The sequence below is a fragment of the Streptosporangium carneum genome (assembly GCF_027922005.1).
Taxonomy (GTDB): Bacteria; Actinomycetota; Actinomycetes; order Streptosporangiales; family Streptosporangiaceae; genus Streptosporangium; species Streptosporangium carneum.
The window spans coordinates 377059-391277 of the sequence record NZ_BSEV01000005.1 but is presented as its reverse complement, the minus strand read 5'-3'; the positions used below and the strand labels follow the sequence as shown (position 1 = coordinate 391277).

The window sequence follows — 14219 nt, the reverse complement described above, 5'->3', positions numbered from 1 at the left end:
TCAGTACGGCGAGTACGAGAACTCGGTGGGCACCGGGCAGGTGCATCTGTGGTTCGACCGGCCGGCCGGCGGGTTCCCGGCGCCGCGCCGCACCGACCCCTCGGACGATCCCTACCCCTACCCCTACCCGTCCTGACCTGACGCGTCGTCACAGGCCCCGTGCCGAGCCGCGACGACTGCCGCGCCCAGCCCGCCGAGTCCGAGGAGGTCGTCTCGACCGCCTTCGGCGGCGACCGGGAGCTTCGCGGCAGCCGCGCGTCCCGGCGTCGATTCACCGGATCCATCAGATTCATCAGGAGTTGTGCAATGAAGATCATCGTCGACATGGACGTCTGCAAGGACCACGGCCAGTGTGTCTTCTCCGCGCCCGAGGTCTTCCAGATCAGCGACAGCGGCCGTCTGGTCTACGAGTCCGAGGCCGACGAGTCGCTGCGTGACGCCGTCGAGGAGGCCGCGGACGTGTGCCCGCTCCAGGCCATCACGGTCGAGGGCTAGTCCTTTCCCTGGGCGGTCCCGAACGGCTCCCCGGGGCGGCTCCCGGTACGGCCCGCACAGGCGGCCGAGGAAGTGAGGGTGACAATGAGCCAGCGCATCGTGATCGCGGGCGCCTCCATGGGGGGCCTGCGCGCGGCCGAGCGGCTACGGGCGGGCGGCTTCACCGGTGAGATCGTCGCGATCGGCGACGAGACGCACCTGCCGTACAACCGGCCGCCGCTGTCGAAGGAGGCCCTGGCCTCCGAGGTCGTCCACGAGGCGGTCGCCTTCAGGCTCCGTCCCGCCGTGGCCGACGTGACCTGGCGGCTCGGCGTCCCGATCGCCGCCGCGGACCTGGCGGCTCGTGTCGTACGGCTGGCCGACGGCACGGAGCTCGCCTGTGACGGCCTGGTCGTGGCGACCGGGATGCGTCCCCGGCGGCTGCCCACGCCCGGCCCCGCGGCCGGACGACACGTGGTCCGTACGCTGGAGGACGCGGCGGCGCTGCGCGCGGAGCTGCGGCCGGGGCCCCGGGTGCTCGTGATCGGGGCCGGGTTCATCGGCTGCGAGGTCGCGGCGACCGCCCGCCTGCTCGGCTGCCCGGTCACCGTGGTCGCGCCCGAGGCCGTCCCGATGCTCCGCCCGCTCGGCGCGGACCTCGGCGCCGCGCTCCGGCGCCGCCACGAGGCGGAGGGGGTGCGCTTCCTGCTGGGCCGTACGGTCGGCCGCTTCCTCGGCGAGGACCACCGGACCGGCGTCCCCGCCGACGGCGACGCCCCGGCCGCGACGGAGGCGGGGCGGGTGAGCGGCGCGGAGCTGTCCGACGGGACCGTGGTCGAGGCCGACGTGGTCGTGGAGGCCGTCGGCTCGACGTCCAACACCGAATGGCTGGACGGCAACGGCCTCGACCTGTCGGACGGCGTGCTCTGCGACAACGCGCTGCGCGTCGAGGGGCGCTCCTGCCTGGTCGCGGTCGGCGACGTGGCCCGCTTCCCCAACCCCCGCTACGACGGGGTCGCGCGGCGGGTCGAGCACTGGAGCATTCCCACGGACACCGCCAAGCGCGCGGCGGTCAGCCTGCTGGCCGACCTCGGCCACGCCGCGCACGACCCGGCTCCTTTCGCGCCGCTGCCGACCTTCTGGAGCGACCAGTACGGCCTGCGGATCCAGTCCTTCGGCGCTCCCGCGCTCGGCGCGGACGACATCAGGGTGCTCGAGGGCGACCTCGACGGAGAGGTCGTGGTCGGCTACCACGACGGCGGCGCGCTCGTCGGCGTCGTCATGATCGGCCTTCCCGCCGCGGTGTCCCGTTACCGCGCCGAGCTGATGCGCGCCCCGGTCACGGTCTGACGCGAAACCGTCGTGCGGCCCGTGAAAGCGAACCCGCGGATCGGGTGATAAGGAGTGATCGCCACTCGCATCCGAAGACCGCACCTGACGGGGAGACCATCGTGACCACGATGTCCTGGACTGCTCATCCGGCGGAGGACGCCGAGGTCGTCCAGCGTTCCCTCGACGAGTCCGAGGGCTTCAGTGCGATCTTCGACGCCTATTTCGGGGAGATCCACCGCTATGTCACCCAGCGACTCGGCGCCGACGGCGCGGAGGACATCGTCGCGGAGACGTTCCTCACCGCCTTCCGCAAGCGGGCGCGTTACGACCCGTCCCGCGCCACCGTGCGGGCGTGGCTGTACGGCATCGCGACCAACCTCATCGGCAAGCACCGCAGGCTCGAGGTGCGCACGCTGCGCGCGCTCGGACGCCACGGCCCCGATCCCGATCCTCCGGGGCACGAGGAACGGGTCGCGGTACGGGTCAGCGCGGAGAGCCTGCGGCCGAGTCTCGCGGCCGCCGTCGCCGCGCTCCACCAGCGGGATCGCGACGTCCTGCTCCTCGTCGCCCTGGCCGACCTCAGCCACGAGGAGATCGCCACGGCCCTGGGCATCCCGTACGGGACAGTGGGGTCACGGCTGAACCGGGCCAGGCGGAAGCTGCGCGCCACGCTGGGCGAGACCAACCCGATGCTCGACGCCGAGGAGACCGACCGTGGATGAGCTGAGGACGGTCCGCGAGTTGTACGGCGAGCCGCCGCCCGACCCGCTCCTCAAGGCCAGGGTGCGCGGGCTGCTGGACGCCGAGCCCCGGCGGCGGCGCGGGCTGCTTCCGTGGACGGTGGGACTGGCCGGTCTCGCCACCGCCGCGGCTGTCACGGCCGCTGCGGTCGTGGTCGCGCTTCCCCGGGTGACCGGGGAGCCGCCCGGGGCGACCGGGAAGGCGGGAGCGTCGAGCCCGGCCTCGACGGTCTCCGGACGGTCGATCCTGCTCGCGGCCGCGACGACCGCCGAGTCCGGCCCCTCGGCGACAGGCGCCTACTGGCACGTCAGGAAACTGAACCGGCGGACATACCCGGAGAGGCTGGGCAGCGGCGCCAACCGTTACTGGATGGTGGAGTCGCGCCTCACCGAGCAGTGGGTCACCGAGGACGGCAGGGTCTGGTCCGGCTCCCGCGCGCTCGGAGCCGCCCCGGGGAGTGGAGCCGACGAGGAGGCCTGGCGTCGCGACGGCTCCCCCGCCACATGGCGGGGGCGGCCGCTGTCGACGTCGCCGGGGAAGGGGGCGCTCACCGCCGTCACCGGCAAGGCGCCCTTCAGCATGGCGGGACGGGACATGACCATCCAGCAGATCCGGGCTCTCCCGACCGACCCCGAAGCCCTGCGGCGGTGGGTCACGGAAACGGTCCGGGACACACCGGCGGGCTCGGCCGACGGCGTCGTCGCGGACGCGCTCGGCGGCCTGCTGTGGAGCAAGCCGTCGCCGCCGGACGTCCGCGCGGCCGCCTACCGGGCTCTCGCGGAGCTGCCGAACGTCCGCTACCTGGGCAGGACCACGGACGAGCGAGGCAGGCAGGGGGCCGCCTTCTCGTTCACCCTGCGAGCCACGGACCTCTCACGGGCGACGATCGGCTCACCGGCCACGGACGACTCCCCGGCCGCGGACGGCCCGCGGGCGGCGGACGCCGCACAGACCGCCGCGACCGTCCGGCGGACGCTGATCATCGACTCCGGCACCTCCCAGGTGCTGTCCTCGACCGTCACGGGTCTGCCCGGGGGCGTCGGCGACCAGGTCGAGGTGGTCCTCGAAGCGGCCTGGACGAACACCGAGCCGACCGTCCCCGCCGTTCCCTAGCGGGGAACGGCACGCCCTCACCACGTCTGCCGGCTCCCGGGGGCGCCGGCACGGCGAACGGTGAGGCACGCCTGAGCGGCGCGGGCAGGCGACGCGCGCCGGTGTGAACGATCCCGGTGACACCACCGGCTCACCCGGCGCGCCCGTCTCCTGGCCCAACGGCCGATCCCCTGCCTCCCATCGGCCCGCACCGTCTCGCACCATCCGTTCGCACCGTTCGCGGGCGCGCAGGGGCCGCTCGCGCCATTCTCTGGAGCAAACGCTTGTTTCGTCATGCCCGCACGGCGTTACGCCTGATCACGAAGCGTCCTCTCACGGACGCGAAGCGCCCGGTCCCGGACGGGGCCCGTCCCGCGTTCTGTCTCGCGACGAGCGAGGGGCCGGTCGTCGGGGGCGCGGACCGGTTCCCCGCGATCGAGGTGGCCGAGGTCATGGAGGGGCGGGTCAGGTTCGTCGGCCTGCCCGCCGTCGACCTCGGCACGGACATCGACTGGCTCGCCGACCCGCACCGGAACCGTTCGTGGGCGCTGAACCTCCACGCGCTGAGGTGGATGGGACGGCTGGTCGTGGAGCACGAACGCTCGGGCAGACGGGAGTACCTCGACCGCGCCGCCGAGATCGCCGAGCACTGGGCACGGAAGAACCCCAGGGGCGGGGCCGGGGTCAGTCCGTGGGCCTGGGCCGAACACCCGGTCGCGCTGCGCGCCCCGGCGCTGGTCAGCCTCAGCGCGTACGTGCGCGACGCCTGGCTGTCGGACAGCCTGGTCGAGCACGCCGAGCTCCTGGCCGATCCCGCGCTCTACCGGCGAGGCCACAACCACGGCCTCGACCAGGACATCGCGCTGCTGGCGATCGGCTGCCGTTTCGGCCACGAGCCGTGGAAGGACCTGGCCGTCCGCCGGATGACAGACTCGGCCGAACTCGCCGTCGACGCGCAGGGCGTGCTGCACGAGCAGGCTCCGAGATACGGCGTCTACGTCCACCAGCGGCTGGGCACGGCGCTGGAGGCCGTCAGAAGGTGCGGTGCCGGGATCCCCGAGAGCCTCGCCGCGCGGCGCAGGTCACTGGAGACCTACGTCAGCCACGCCACCCAGCCCGACGGCCGCCTGACGCCGATCGGCGACAGCCCCGCCGACGCGCGCCCGAAGGGCTTCCGGCACGAGGAGCCGACGACGAAGGTCTTCGACGGCGGCTACGTCTTCGGCAGGACGGCCTGGGACGACCCGGGGTCGGCGTACTACTCGATCAGGTTCGGCCCCGGGCGCAGGCTCCACGGCCACGAGGACCACCTGGGCGTCACCTACTACGCCCACGGCAGGGACATCCTGGTCGAGGCGGGCTTCCACTCCTACGAGCGGACGGAGTATCGGGCGTGGACGACCTCGCCGGAGGCGCACAACGTCCCCGTCGTGGTGGGCGCGGAGTTCCAGGAGGGCGTGGCGACGCGCCTGGTGAGGTCCTCGGTGGACCGTGACCGCCAGTCCTATCTGCTCGCCGACGAGGCGTACGGCGTCAGCCGTACGCGCTCGGTCCTGGTCAGCCACGGCGCCGACCTGATGGCCGTGCTGGACACGGCCCAGGCGGGATCGACGCTGCGCAACCTGTGGCATTTCGCCCCGTCGCTCAAGGTGATCTCCAACCACGGCGGCAGAGTGGTGCTGGCCGACGGCCCCTGGCGGGCGACGCTGATCCAGCTCGCGGCGCCCTCGTGCCTGCCGGTCGACGGCCAGGCGGTGCGGCCGGGCACGATCTCACTTGGCTATCTCAGGACGGCGACGACGGCGACGCTGCTCTCCCCTGCGGCCGGGGCGCTGCTGACCCTGGTCGTTCCTGGCGCGGACGATCCGGAGGTCTCGTGCTCCGACGGGAGACTGACCGTCCACGCCCCCGGCGGCCCCGTCCGCCTGACGCTCTCCCCCGACCGGCTCGCCCTCACCTGACCCCCAGTGAAGCGGCCCGTCCGTCGACCGCCCGGCACGCGCGGCGGCCCGGCGCGACGCCTCGGCCGCCATGTCACGGAGCTGGTCGGCGAACAGGAGCGCCTGCTCCGGGGTCATGCGCGGCTCAGGGCCGACGTAGAAGACCACGATGTCACCGTTCGGTGACGTCGTGGCGGTGAACGGAAGCGAAGCGGAGTTAACCATGATGTGCGGCATTCTTGCCTGTCGCACCGACAGTTCGCACATGGTTTAACTCCGGCGGCGCGTCGGACACGGCCGTGTCGCGACACGTCGTGATCACGATCTGCCCTCTTCCTGGTCATCCGGATGGTTGAGCGGCACCTCGCCCCTACGATCATGCTTCATGATGATTCGCGCACTGGCGACCACCGCCGGAGCCCTCACCCTGCTTCTCTCCGGTACGGCCGCCGCGTCCGCCTATCCCGTCACCGGCTCGCCCGAGCTGACCCACAACGCCCTCTACAAGCTGAGGGCCGTTCCCTCCGTCTCGTGCAAGGCGACGAAGGGCACCACCAAGTCGTCGACCACGAAGTACCTCAACAAGGTCGTCGGCTGTCTGAACTCCGCCTGGGGCAAGATCATGAAGGACTTCGTCCCCGCGGGCCTGAGCATCAAGGACACCCACGAGCAGGGCCCCTGCTACAGCGGCATGGAGATCTCCGGCTCCTTCGCCACCTCCTGCAACCGCGGCATCCAGGTGCAGCTCCGGTCCGACTGGATCAAGGCCAAGTCGGACCAGGCCGTCATCGTCGAGCTGACGCGCGCCTACGGCGGGTTCGTCCAGGCGCAGACGGGCATCAGCGAGGCCTGGTGGGCGCTGCGGCACAACGGGGAACAGGCCGAGATCGACGAGCAGACGCACCGCTTCCACCTGCAGGCCGACTGCCTGAGCGGGGTGTCCCTGAAGAGCCTGGGGCGCTCGGCCAAGAACTGGAAGCCCCTCCTGGACGCCGAGACGCCGAAGGAGTACGACAGGTTCAACTGGGACGGCAAGACCGCCAACCGTCTCCACTGGTTCGAACAGGGCTACAGGTCGGGACGCGCGGGCTCCTGCAACACCTGGAAGGCCCCCTCCTCCAAGGTCGCCTGACCGGGCTGACCGGGGCGCGGGCGGGCCTTCCGGAGCCGCCCGCCCTCGGCGGGCTTCCCCGAGGTCCGGGAGGCGACGGTCCCGGCCTGTGGATCAGGATCTTCTAAAAGCACCCTGGTCACGAACACGCTGTACGGGTCGGGCCGGTGGTCGGCGAAGGGCTCGCGGTAGTCGAACCCGAACTTCTCGTACAGCCTCCTGGCGGGCCGGAAGGACTCGGCCGCACCGGTCTCAAGGCTCAGCCGGGTGAATCCCATGCCTCCGGCCTCGGTGATGATGTGCTCCAGCGGCAGGGACGCGATCCCGCTCCGCTTGCGCGTCGACGCGGTGCGCATCGACTCCGGCTCCGCGCTCGCCGCCTCACCTCGGGTGAGGTGAGGCGGCGAGGCGCTTACTCCACCGGCTGCCACAGGGTGGAGGCCGTGTCCGGTGTCGAGCCGCTCGTGGACAGGTGCGTTTGACGGCACTCGTAGGTGCGGCTGCTGTAGATGATCAGGTCGCCGGCGTTGTAGGCGGTATCAGGGGCCCACTGGGCCTCGAGGGCCGCGGTGGTGGCGGCTGCGGCGGGTGTGGCGGCGGGCAGGGCGCCGATGCTCAGCGCTGCGGCGAGTACGGCCGCGGCGGACAGCTTGCGAATCATGTGTGACTCCTCAGGTAGATGATCATCTGGCGGCCGGACACGACTCCCGCGCTGTGGTCGCCGGTGTAACGGCACTCGTGGCCGCCGGGCTCGTGCGGCCTCACAGCCGGGATCTCAGCACGGCGACCTCGGGCCACGGGTCGAAGCCGTGCTCGACCAGCCAGCGGACCGCCAGCAGGCTTCGCAGCGACCACCACGCGCGGATCACGTCGAGGTCGACGTCGGCGCCGTAGCCGGCGACGACGTCGCCAAGCCGCTCCTCGTGTCCGAGCGTCAAGGTGGCGAGGTCGTACAGGGCATCGCCCTGGCTCGCCTCGGACCAGTCGATCACGCCGGTGATCTCGTCACCGTCGACGAACACATGGGTGATCTGCAGGTCGCCGTGCGTGAACACCGGTGTCCACGGCCGGAGCGCGGCCTCGGCGACCCGGCGGTTGCGCGTGACCAGGTCCGCGGGAAGGACGCCGTTCGTGACGAGCCACTCGCATTCGCCGTCGAGGTGCGATGCGATCTCGTCGAGGCTCCGACCGGGCCATGGCGGCAGCGGCGCGTCGTGCAGCTTCCGTGCGGCGGCACCCGCCGCGGCCCACGCCGCCGACGACGCGGTCGACGGCTCCCCGAGGCGGCCGAGCGCCGTCCCCGGGAGGGCGGCGAGCGCGAGCACGGGCGGCTTGCGCCACAGGACCTCCGGAGTCGGGATCGGCGCCATGGCCATCGCCTCGACCTCGACGTCGGTGCGCGTCTGATCAGCGTCGATCTTCAGGAACACGTCGCCGACGCGCAGGGTCGCGCGCTCATGATGGGCGACGACGACCTCGACCTCCTCCACGTCGGCCATTCTCACGGGGATGACCACCGACGTCACCGGGTTCGTCGCGTGCGACCGCGCGGCTGACCGCGTCCCGCTGCCCGGCTGCCTCGTGCACGACACCGACCGGTGACAGCCGTATGCAGCCGGAAACGAAAAAGGAGCCCCTGCCCGCAAAGCCGGGTCAGGGACATTTGGCGCGCCTGGATGATCGCCACTTCGGCCGGCGCAGACCAGGCGGCCCTACAACCCGTACCTACTCCAAAGAAACAGTGCTGCGCCATGAGCTCTTACAGACTGCCACTCTTTCGACGTCAGACTGCTTTTAATATCGGCCAGAACCGGATCGACATTAGCTTTGGTGAGATATTTATTCACCATCACGTAAACCTGGTTGGCACATTCCGCCTTCGTCCTCCGGCTACTTCTCATTGCGAGAATCGTCTTGCTCATATCATTGTAATATGGCTCAAGCCTGCGGAGAAGGACTGCGCGGACCTTTGTCAGCGGAACCCCGGAGGCCGACCCGAGATCTTTCTGCAGGCCGCTCCTCACCTTCACCATGATCGCCATTTGACTTCCGGTGAGATCGGCCGAGGCGGTGAGAGTGTCGAAGGATTCTTTAAAAGGTTTGTTGGCGTAGATGTTTTCCGCCATCGCGTCCAAGGTTTTGGACAGCTGCTGATCGGTAAAGAATGTTGTCAGCAGGGTTTTGATCTTATTAATGGTCGCCTGCTTGGGCGTGACCAAGGTTTGCGACCTCTGCAGCAGGCCCGGTTCGGCTGACGTCGATGCGTGAGCAGCACCCATCGACGCCCGGGTCGGCGACAATGGAGCTGCGCTTACCGCTGAGGCATTCGCAAGGCAGACCGAAAACGTGAGGGCAGCAGCCATAAAAGGGGTTCGAGGCACGGGCGTCACGTTACTCATTTCTTCGGTGCCCGTCCACGGTGACGTCTCGGCGCAGGGCTTGGGCGAGCAGGGCGAGCGGCCCGCCGATGCCGTGGGCGATCTGCTGGAGGCCGCGACGACCCGCCTCGACGGTAAGAGGTCGGCGACGAGCACTGTCCTGCGGAACAAGACCATCCTGCAGAATGCCCCGGACTATGCCGTCGAGCTCAGCTCCTGACGAGGAACCCGATCAAAGAGCTGAAGTGGAAGCGTCCCCAGACCTCCTATGAGGTGGACCGCCGGAGCGTCGTCAACCACGCCCAGGCGCGGGCACTGCTGGCCGCCGTCGCGGCTCAGGAGCCGAGCGGCAAGCGGCTCAAGGCGTTCTTCGCGGTCATGTACTACGCCGGTCTGCGCCCTGAGGAGGCCGTCAGCCTCCGCACGTTCAATGTCCCGGCGCGCGTGGGCTGCGGCGCGAGCCAAGGCGCTCCCCCCGGCCGAGGCCGCCTCACCATTGGCCAAGCGGGTCTACGACCTTCGGCACGCCTGCGTCTCGACGTGGCTCAACGCGGGGGTGCCGGCCACCCAGGTGGCCCAGTGGGCGGGACACAGCGTGGAGGTCCTGCTGCGGATCTACGCCAAGTGCATCGTCGGCCAGGACGAGGCCGCTCGGCGTCGGATCTCCGACGCGCTCAGGGAGACATGATCCTTTGGAAGGGCATTGGGAGAGCCAGCCGCAAACGATCGGTGACAGCCGTGGACAGCCGGACACGAAGAAAGCGCCTCTGACCGTGAAGGAGCAGGTCAGGGGCGCTTTTCGTGTGGTCACGAGAGGTAGGGCGGGCGGGACTCGAACCCGCGACCCAGGGATTATGAGTCCCCTGCTCTAACCGGCTGAGCTACCGCCCCTCGTGCACACCGTACTGCCGCATTCAACCAAAGGTCGGCGCTCTTCGCACATCCGCCGAGCGGGACGGGTTCAAGATGTGACCTTGAACGGCTCCGGACGGAGGAACCGAGGCTCCTCGGAGTCGCTACCCTACGGGGGGACGTTGTTGAGGAGTGTTCGATCATGCGCGTTGTTGAGGCTTTTCGTGAGACCTTCGGCGGGGAGCCGGCAGGCGTGTGGCACGCCCCCGGACGGGTGAACCTGATCGGGGAGCACACCGACTACAACGACGGGCTGGTGCTGCCGTTCGCGGTGCCGTGGGGGGTCACCGCGGCCGTCTCGCCGCGTGAGGACGACGTCGTCAGGGTGCGGTCGCTCCAGGCCGGCGAGCCGCTGACCGTCGAGAAGCTAGACGAGGCCAAGGGATGGGCACGCTACGTCGTCGGCGTGTTCTGGGCGCTCCGCGAGGCCGGGCACCCGGTGCGGGGCGCGGATCTCGTGGTCGACGGGGACGTGCCGCAGGGGGCGGGGCTGTCGTCGAGCGCGGCGCTCGAGGTCGCCGTCGGGACCGCGCTCAACGAGCTGTACGGCCTGGCCCTGACCAAGATGGAGATCGCCCTGGCGGCGCAGCGGGCCGAGAACGACTTCGTCGGCATGCCGTGCGGGATCATGGACCAGGCCGCCTCCGCGCTCGCCGAGGAGGGGAAGGCGCTGTTCATGGACTGCCGGAGCCTCGGCGTCAGGAACGTCCCGTTCGACCTGGCCCGGCACGGCTTCCAGCTGCTGATCATCAACACCGGGGTGCACCACGAGCTCGCCGACGGCCAGTACGCCCGCCGTCGGCAGGACTGCGAGAACGCCGCCAAGCGCCTGGGGGTGGCGTCGCTGCGCGACGTCACGGACCTGTCGGGCGCGTTGAGCAGGCTCAGCGGCGACGAGCGCAGGCGCACCCAGCACGTCGTGACCGAGAACCACCGGGTCGAGGCGGTGATCGGGCTGCTGAGAGCCGGAGTCGTCGGGGAGATCGGCGGCCTGCTGAACGCCTCCCACCTGTCGCTGAGGGACCAGTTCGAGGTCTCCTGCCCCGAGCTGGACGTGGCCGTCGAGGCGTCGCTCAGGGGCAGGGCCAGAGGGGCCAGGATGACCGGGGGCGGATTCGGCGGGTCGGCCATCGCGCTGGTCGCCGACGAGCATGTGCGAGCTGTTCGGGACTCGGTGACCGGCGCCTACGCCGAACGCGGCTGGGCCGCGCCGGAGATCTACCCGGCGACCCCGGCCTCGGGGGCCCGCCGCCTGACCTGACCCGAGGTCGGGCGCGAGCCGAGACGGCGGAAGGGGCCTCGTACGGCCCTGCCCCGGCCCTGCCCCGGCCTGGCCTCGGCCTGGCCGTACGAAACGCCGACGGACCGCGAGGGAACGCCGACGGCAAGGACCTCAGAAGTTCCTGGGGAAGGCTGACGGGAGGGGCCTCGGAGCTCCCAGGGAACGCCGATGGGAGGGGCCTCGGAGTCCCCCGGGAACGCCGACAACAAGGACCTCAGAGCTCCCCAGGGAACGCCGCCTCGGGGCTTTTCGAGGAAGCCTTGGGACGGCTACCTGGCCGGCTGCGTCTCTTCGCCGCTCCGCCCGTGTCCACCGCTCTGCCCGATGCGGGGAAAGAGCGGGCTCGCGGGAGCCAGTCTCTCTCCGGCGCACTGCGCGGCGACACGCGCGGCCGCGTCCGGAAGGAACGGTGACAGCAGGTCCGCCACCTCCCGGCAGGTCGCCACGAGGACGCCGAGAACCGGGTCGAGCGACGCCGAGCCCTCGCGGGCCAGCTGCCATGGCTTGACCTGGTTCACATACCGGTTGGCCTCGTCGACGACCCCCTGGACGGCCCCGGTGGCCGTGCGGAAGTCGAAGTCGCGCAGAGCGTCCGCGACGACGTCGCGGGCCCGCGCCCTGCCCCTGTCGAGAGCAGCCCTTCCCCCGCCGGACACGTCCCGGGACGCGCCACCGGACACAGCCGGGGACACGCCGCCGGACACAGCCGGGGACACGCATTGGAGCGCACCGCCGGGCACGCCTCGGGACGCGTCGTGGGACGCGCCGTCGGGCACGCTCGAGGCCGCGTTCTCTGAGGCGCTCACCGGCGTCTCCGGCATGAGGCCGCCGCGGTACCGGTGGACCATGCTGACGACCCGGTTGACGAGGTTGCCCAGCCCGTTGGCGAGTTCGTCGTCGTAGCGCGCGATGAGCCGTTCCACGGTGAAGTCGGCGTCGCCGACCCTGGGCGGGTCGCGCAACAGCCACCACCGGACCGCGTCGACGCCGTACGCCTCGACGAGCCCGATCGGGTCGACGGCCGCCCCGCCGGACTTGCTGATCTTGCGCCCGTTCACCGTGAGGTAGTCGTGGACCAGGAGGTCGGTGGGCAGCGCCTCCCCGGCCGACAGCAGCATCGCGGGCCAGTAGACCGCGTGGAAGCGCAGGACGCCCTTGCCGAGCACGTGCACCCGCCGGTCGGCCCGGGTCCACCAGTGACCGTGCCCGCCGGTGCCGTACCCCGGCGCGGTCAGGTAGTTGCCGAGCGCGTCCCACCACACGTAGATCACCTGATCGGGGTCCCCGGGGACCGGGATGCCCCAGCCGCGCGCCCTGGCGCGGGACCGGGAGACGCTGAAGTCGGCCAGGCCTCCCGCGACGAAACCGAGCACCTCGTTGCGGCGCTCGGCGGGCTCGATGCGGATCCGGCCGTCGGCGATCAGCGAGTACAGCTCGTCCTGGTAGCGGGAGAGCCGGAAGAACCAGTTCTCCTCGGACACCCGCTGCAGCGGGGCCTCGTGCTCGGGACATCGCTCGCCGGGCTGGTAGAAGTGCTCGCAGCCGACACAGTAGAGGCCTTCGTACCGCGCCCGGTACAGGTCGTCGGCGCAGGCCCGCCAGAAGCGCTCGACTCCCGCCCTGTGCCGGGGGTCGGCGCTGGTGCGGATGAAGTCGTCGAACGACAGGGACAGCGGCCCGCCCAGCCGCGCGAACTCGGCCGCGTTGCGGTCGACGAGATCCCGTACGGTCAGGCCCGCCTCGTCGGCGGCCTGCACGTTCTTCAACGAGTTGTCGTCGGTCCCCGTCTGCAGCCTGACCTCGTCCCCGCGCAGGCGGTGGTGCCGGGCGAGCACGTCTGCCTGGACGAGTTCCAGGGCGAAGCCCAGGTGCGGACGTGCGTTGACGTAGGGAATGGTGGTGGTCAGCAGGATTCGTGGCATCGGAACCTCCATGGGGGCTCCGAGAAGCGTCGAGGCCCCGTCTCAGGGCCTCTGGAAGACGTCCGCGACCCGCGGTCAGCGGGGCATCGTCACCGGAGTCGTCATGCCCTCATGCTAACGAGCCCGTCCCCGCCCCGGCATCCGGTTTACGCCCGCGCCCCGGCCGCCCACCCGGCAGTCGGCAGCCGGCCGACCGGCGCGCCCACCGCCGTTCCACGCCCCCACCGGTATCCGATTCACACCCGTGCCCCGCACCCCGGTTCCCACGCGGCGACAGCCCACCGACCGGCGCATCCGCCGTTCCATGCCCTCCAAGGGCGCCCCGCGCAGGCAGGCGTCATCCGCCCGAGGACCAGTCGGGCATGAGCGGGGGCCCTTCCGCCTCCGCTCCCTGGACGAGACGTCGCAGCAGGTCGTCGAGCAGCTCGCGCTCCTCGGAGGTGAGCGTGCCGAGCAGGGCCCGTTCCGTCCTGTCTCCCTCGTCCATCCGCTCCTGCCAGACCGCGCGTCCGGCGGAGGTCAGTGCGACGAGCAGGCGGCGGCGGTCGGAGGGGTCGTGCTCGCGGCGGATGTATCCGGCCTCCTCGATGCGGTCGAGCCGGTTGGTCAGGGTCGCCGGGTGGGTGTCGAGCTGCTCGGCCAGCAGTGTGGGAGACACCCGGTAGGGCGGCCCGGCCGCGACCAGGTGGTGGAGCACGTCGAACTCCCAGGGCTTGAGTCCGCCCTCGGCCAGCCAGATGTCCTTCTTCCGTTTCAGCAACCGCACGAGCATCTGCATGCGGGTGACGATCCCCTCAAGCTGAGGGTCGAGATCCGACAGCTCGCGTGACCAGTGCGCGATGTGACGGTCGATGGAGTCGGGCTCTGACATGCCCCACAGGGTAACGGCCGCCCCCGGCCCATCCCGCTCTCGCTCCGGCCCCGGCACACCGCCTCGCTCCGCGTCGTCCCGCCCCGGCGCTCCCGCCCCGGCGCGCGCCGACTCTCCGTACTCGGGCGGGCGCTCAGGCCTCCCGGAGGCGTCCGGCCTTGCCG

Annotated in this window: 15 protein-coding genes and 1 tRNA gene; 9 read left to right on the top strand and 7 right to left on the bottom strand. The window is 71.0% G+C overall.

Annotation, left to right across the window (positions count from 1 at the left end; translation table 11 throughout):
* Window positions 1-306: 306 nt before the first annotated feature.
* The 6 genes from PKF00_RS15205 to PKF00_RS15180 all read left to right on the top strand — a co-directional run bounded on the left by PKF00_RS15205 (window position 307) and on the right by PKF00_RS15180 (window position 6711).
* A complete protein-coding gene (locus PKF00_RS15205) occupies window positions 307-495 on the top strand; it encodes a ferredoxin (RefSeq protein WP_271218143.1) in 189 nt (62 codons plus the stop codon).
* An 84-nt stretch (window positions 496-579) separates the two neighbouring features.
* On the top strand, window positions 580-1824 hold the full coding sequence (locus PKF00_RS15200) for an NAD(P)/FAD-dependent oxidoreductase (protein WP_271218142.1): 1245 nt from the start codon (window positions 580-582) through the stop codon (window positions 1822-1824).
* Window positions 1825-1934: 110 nt separating this feature from the next.
* On the top strand, window positions 1935-2528 hold the full coding sequence (locus tag PKF00_RS15195; RefSeq protein WP_271218156.1) for an RNA polymerase sigma factor: 594 nt from the start codon (window positions 1935-1937) through the stop codon (window positions 2526-2528).
* On the top strand, window positions 2521-3660 hold the full coding sequence (locus tag PKF00_RS15190; RefSeq protein ID WP_271218141.1) for a CU044_5270 family protein: 1140 nt from the start codon (window positions 2521-2523) through the stop codon (window positions 3658-3660). The genes PKF00_RS15195 and PKF00_RS15190 overlap by 8 nt, the downstream gene beginning before the upstream one ends.
* Window positions 3661-3923: 263 nt before the next feature.
* Window positions 3924-5600 carry a heparinase II/III domain-containing protein gene (locus PKF00_RS15185; protein WP_271218140.1) on the top strand — a complete coding sequence of 559 codons (1677 nt, stop codon included), beginning with the start codon at window positions 3924-3926 and terminating at the stop codon, window positions 5598-5600.
* A gap of 364 nt (window positions 5601-5964) precedes the next feature.
* Window positions 5965-6711, top strand: a complete 747-nt coding sequence (locus tag PKF00_RS15180; RefSeq protein ID WP_271218139.1) for a neutral zinc metallopeptidase — start codon at window positions 5965-5967, stop codon at window positions 6709-6711.
* Here the strand turns inward: PKF00_RS15180 and PKF00_RS15175 are convergent.
* From PKF00_RS15175 to PKF00_RS15160, 4 genes are all read right to left on the bottom strand, one after another.
* On the bottom strand, window positions 6648-7121 hold the full coding sequence (locus tag PKF00_RS15175) for a GNAT family N-acetyltransferase (RefSeq protein WP_344929723.1): 474 nt from the start codon (window positions 7119-7121) through the stop codon (window positions 6648-6650). The genes PKF00_RS15180 and PKF00_RS15175 overlap by 64 nt on opposite strands.
* Window positions 7103-7351 (bottom strand): carbohydrate-binding protein, encoded by a 249-nt coding sequence (locus PKF00_RS15170; protein ID WP_271218137.1) that lies wholly within the window; start codon window positions 7349-7351, stop codon window positions 7103-7105. Before PKF00_RS15170 ends, PKF00_RS15175 begins: the two co-directional genes overlap by 19 nt.
* Before the next feature lie 100 nt (window positions 7352-7451).
* Window positions 7452-8189: a phosphotransferase family protein gene (locus tag PKF00_RS15165; protein ID WP_271218136.1), complete on the bottom strand. Its 738-nt coding sequence runs from the start codon at window positions 8187-8189 to the stop codon at window positions 7452-7454.
* Window positions 8190-8402: 213 nt separating this feature from the next.
* Complete coding sequence (locus PKF00_RS15160) at window positions 8403-9071, bottom strand: hypothetical protein (RefSeq protein WP_271218135.1); 669 nt, start codon at window positions 9069-9071, stop codon at window positions 8403-8405.
* A gap of 25 nt (window positions 9072-9096) precedes the next feature.
* On the opposite strand from PKF00_RS15160, the gene PKF00_RS15155 reads away from it, so the two are divergent.
* Window positions 9097-9288 carry a hypothetical protein gene (locus PKF00_RS15155; protein WP_271218134.1) on the top strand — a complete coding sequence of 64 codons (192 nt, stop codon included), beginning with the start codon at window positions 9097-9099 and terminating at the stop codon, window positions 9286-9288.
* A 210-nt stretch (window positions 9289-9498) separates the two neighbouring features.
* On the top strand, window positions 9499-9756 hold the full coding sequence (locus tag PKF00_RS15150; protein WP_271218133.1) for a site-specific integrase: 258 nt from the start codon (window positions 9499-9501) through the stop codon (window positions 9754-9756).
* Between the two features lie 129 nt (window positions 9757-9885).
* On the opposite strand, the gene PKF00_RS15145 is transcribed toward PKF00_RS15150, so the two are convergent.
* Window positions 9886-9959, bottom strand: a tRNA-Ile gene (locus tag PKF00_RS15145).
* A gap of 163 nt (window positions 9960-10122) precedes the next feature.
* On the opposite strand from PKF00_RS15145, the gene galK reads away from it, so the two are divergent.
* Window positions 10123-11241 carry a galactokinase gene (gene galK / locus PKF00_RS15140; RefSeq protein ID WP_271218132.1) on the top strand — a complete coding sequence of 373 codons (1119 nt, stop codon included), beginning with the start codon at window positions 10123-10125 and terminating at the stop codon, window positions 11239-11241.
* Window positions 11242-11531: 290 nt separating this feature from the next.
* Here galK and PKF00_RS15135 read toward each other — a convergent pair whose 3' ends face one another.
* A complete protein-coding gene (locus tag PKF00_RS15135) occupies window positions 11532-13184 on the bottom strand; it encodes a methionine--tRNA ligase (RefSeq protein ID WP_271218131.1) in 1653 nt (550 codons plus the stop codon).
* Window positions 13185-13521: 337 nt separating this feature from the next.
* Window positions 13522-14055 (bottom strand): MarR family winged helix-turn-helix transcriptional regulator, encoded by a 534-nt coding sequence (locus PKF00_RS15130; RefSeq protein WP_271218130.1) that lies wholly within the window; start codon window positions 14053-14055, stop codon window positions 13522-13524.
* Between the last annotated feature and the right edge of the window lie 164 nt (window positions 14056-14219).

What these genes read in the sequence shown, in the direction of transcription:
- PKF00_RS15205 (WP_271218143.1), top strand. Translation starts at nt 307, where the DNA reads ATGAAGATCATCGTCGACATGGACGTCTGCAAGGACCACGGCCAGTGT.
- PKF00_RS15200 (WP_271218142.1), top strand. Translation starts at nt 580, where the DNA reads ATGAGCCAGCGCATCGTGATCGCGGGCGCCTCCATGGGGGGCCTGCGC.
- PKF00_RS15195 (WP_271218156.1), top strand. Translation starts at nt 1,935, where the DNA reads ATGTCCTGGACTGCTCATCCGGCGGAGGACGCCGAGGTCGTCCAGCGT.
- PKF00_RS15180 (WP_271218139.1), top strand. Translation starts at nt 5,965, where the DNA reads ATGATGATTCGCGCACTGGCGACCACCGCCGGAGCCCTCACCCTGCTT.
- PKF00_RS15170 (WP_271218137.1), bottom strand. Translation starts at nt 7,351, where the DNA reads ATGATTCGCAAGCTGTCCGCCGCGGCCGTACTCGCCGCAGCGCTGAGC.
- PKF00_RS15165 (WP_271218136.1), bottom strand. Translation starts at nt 8,189, where the DNA reads ATGGCCGACGTGGAGGAGGTCGAGGTCGTCGTCGCCCATCATGAGCGC.
- PKF00_RS15150 (WP_271218133.1), top strand. Translation starts at nt 9,499, where the DNA reads ATGTCCCGGCGCGCGTGGGCTGCGGCGCGAGCCAAGGCGCTCCCCCCG.
- galK (WP_271218132.1), top strand. Translation starts at nt 10,123, where the DNA reads ATGCGCGTTGTTGAGGCTTTTCGTGAGACCTTCGGCGGGGAGCCGGCA.
- PKF00_RS15135 (WP_271218131.1), bottom strand. Translation starts at nt 13,184, where the DNA reads ATGCCACGAATCCTGCTGACCACCACCATTCCCTACGTCAACGCACGT.
- PKF00_RS15130 (WP_271218130.1), bottom strand. Translation starts at nt 14,055, where the DNA reads ATGTCAGAGCCCGACTCCATCGACCGTCACATCGCGCACTGGTCACGC.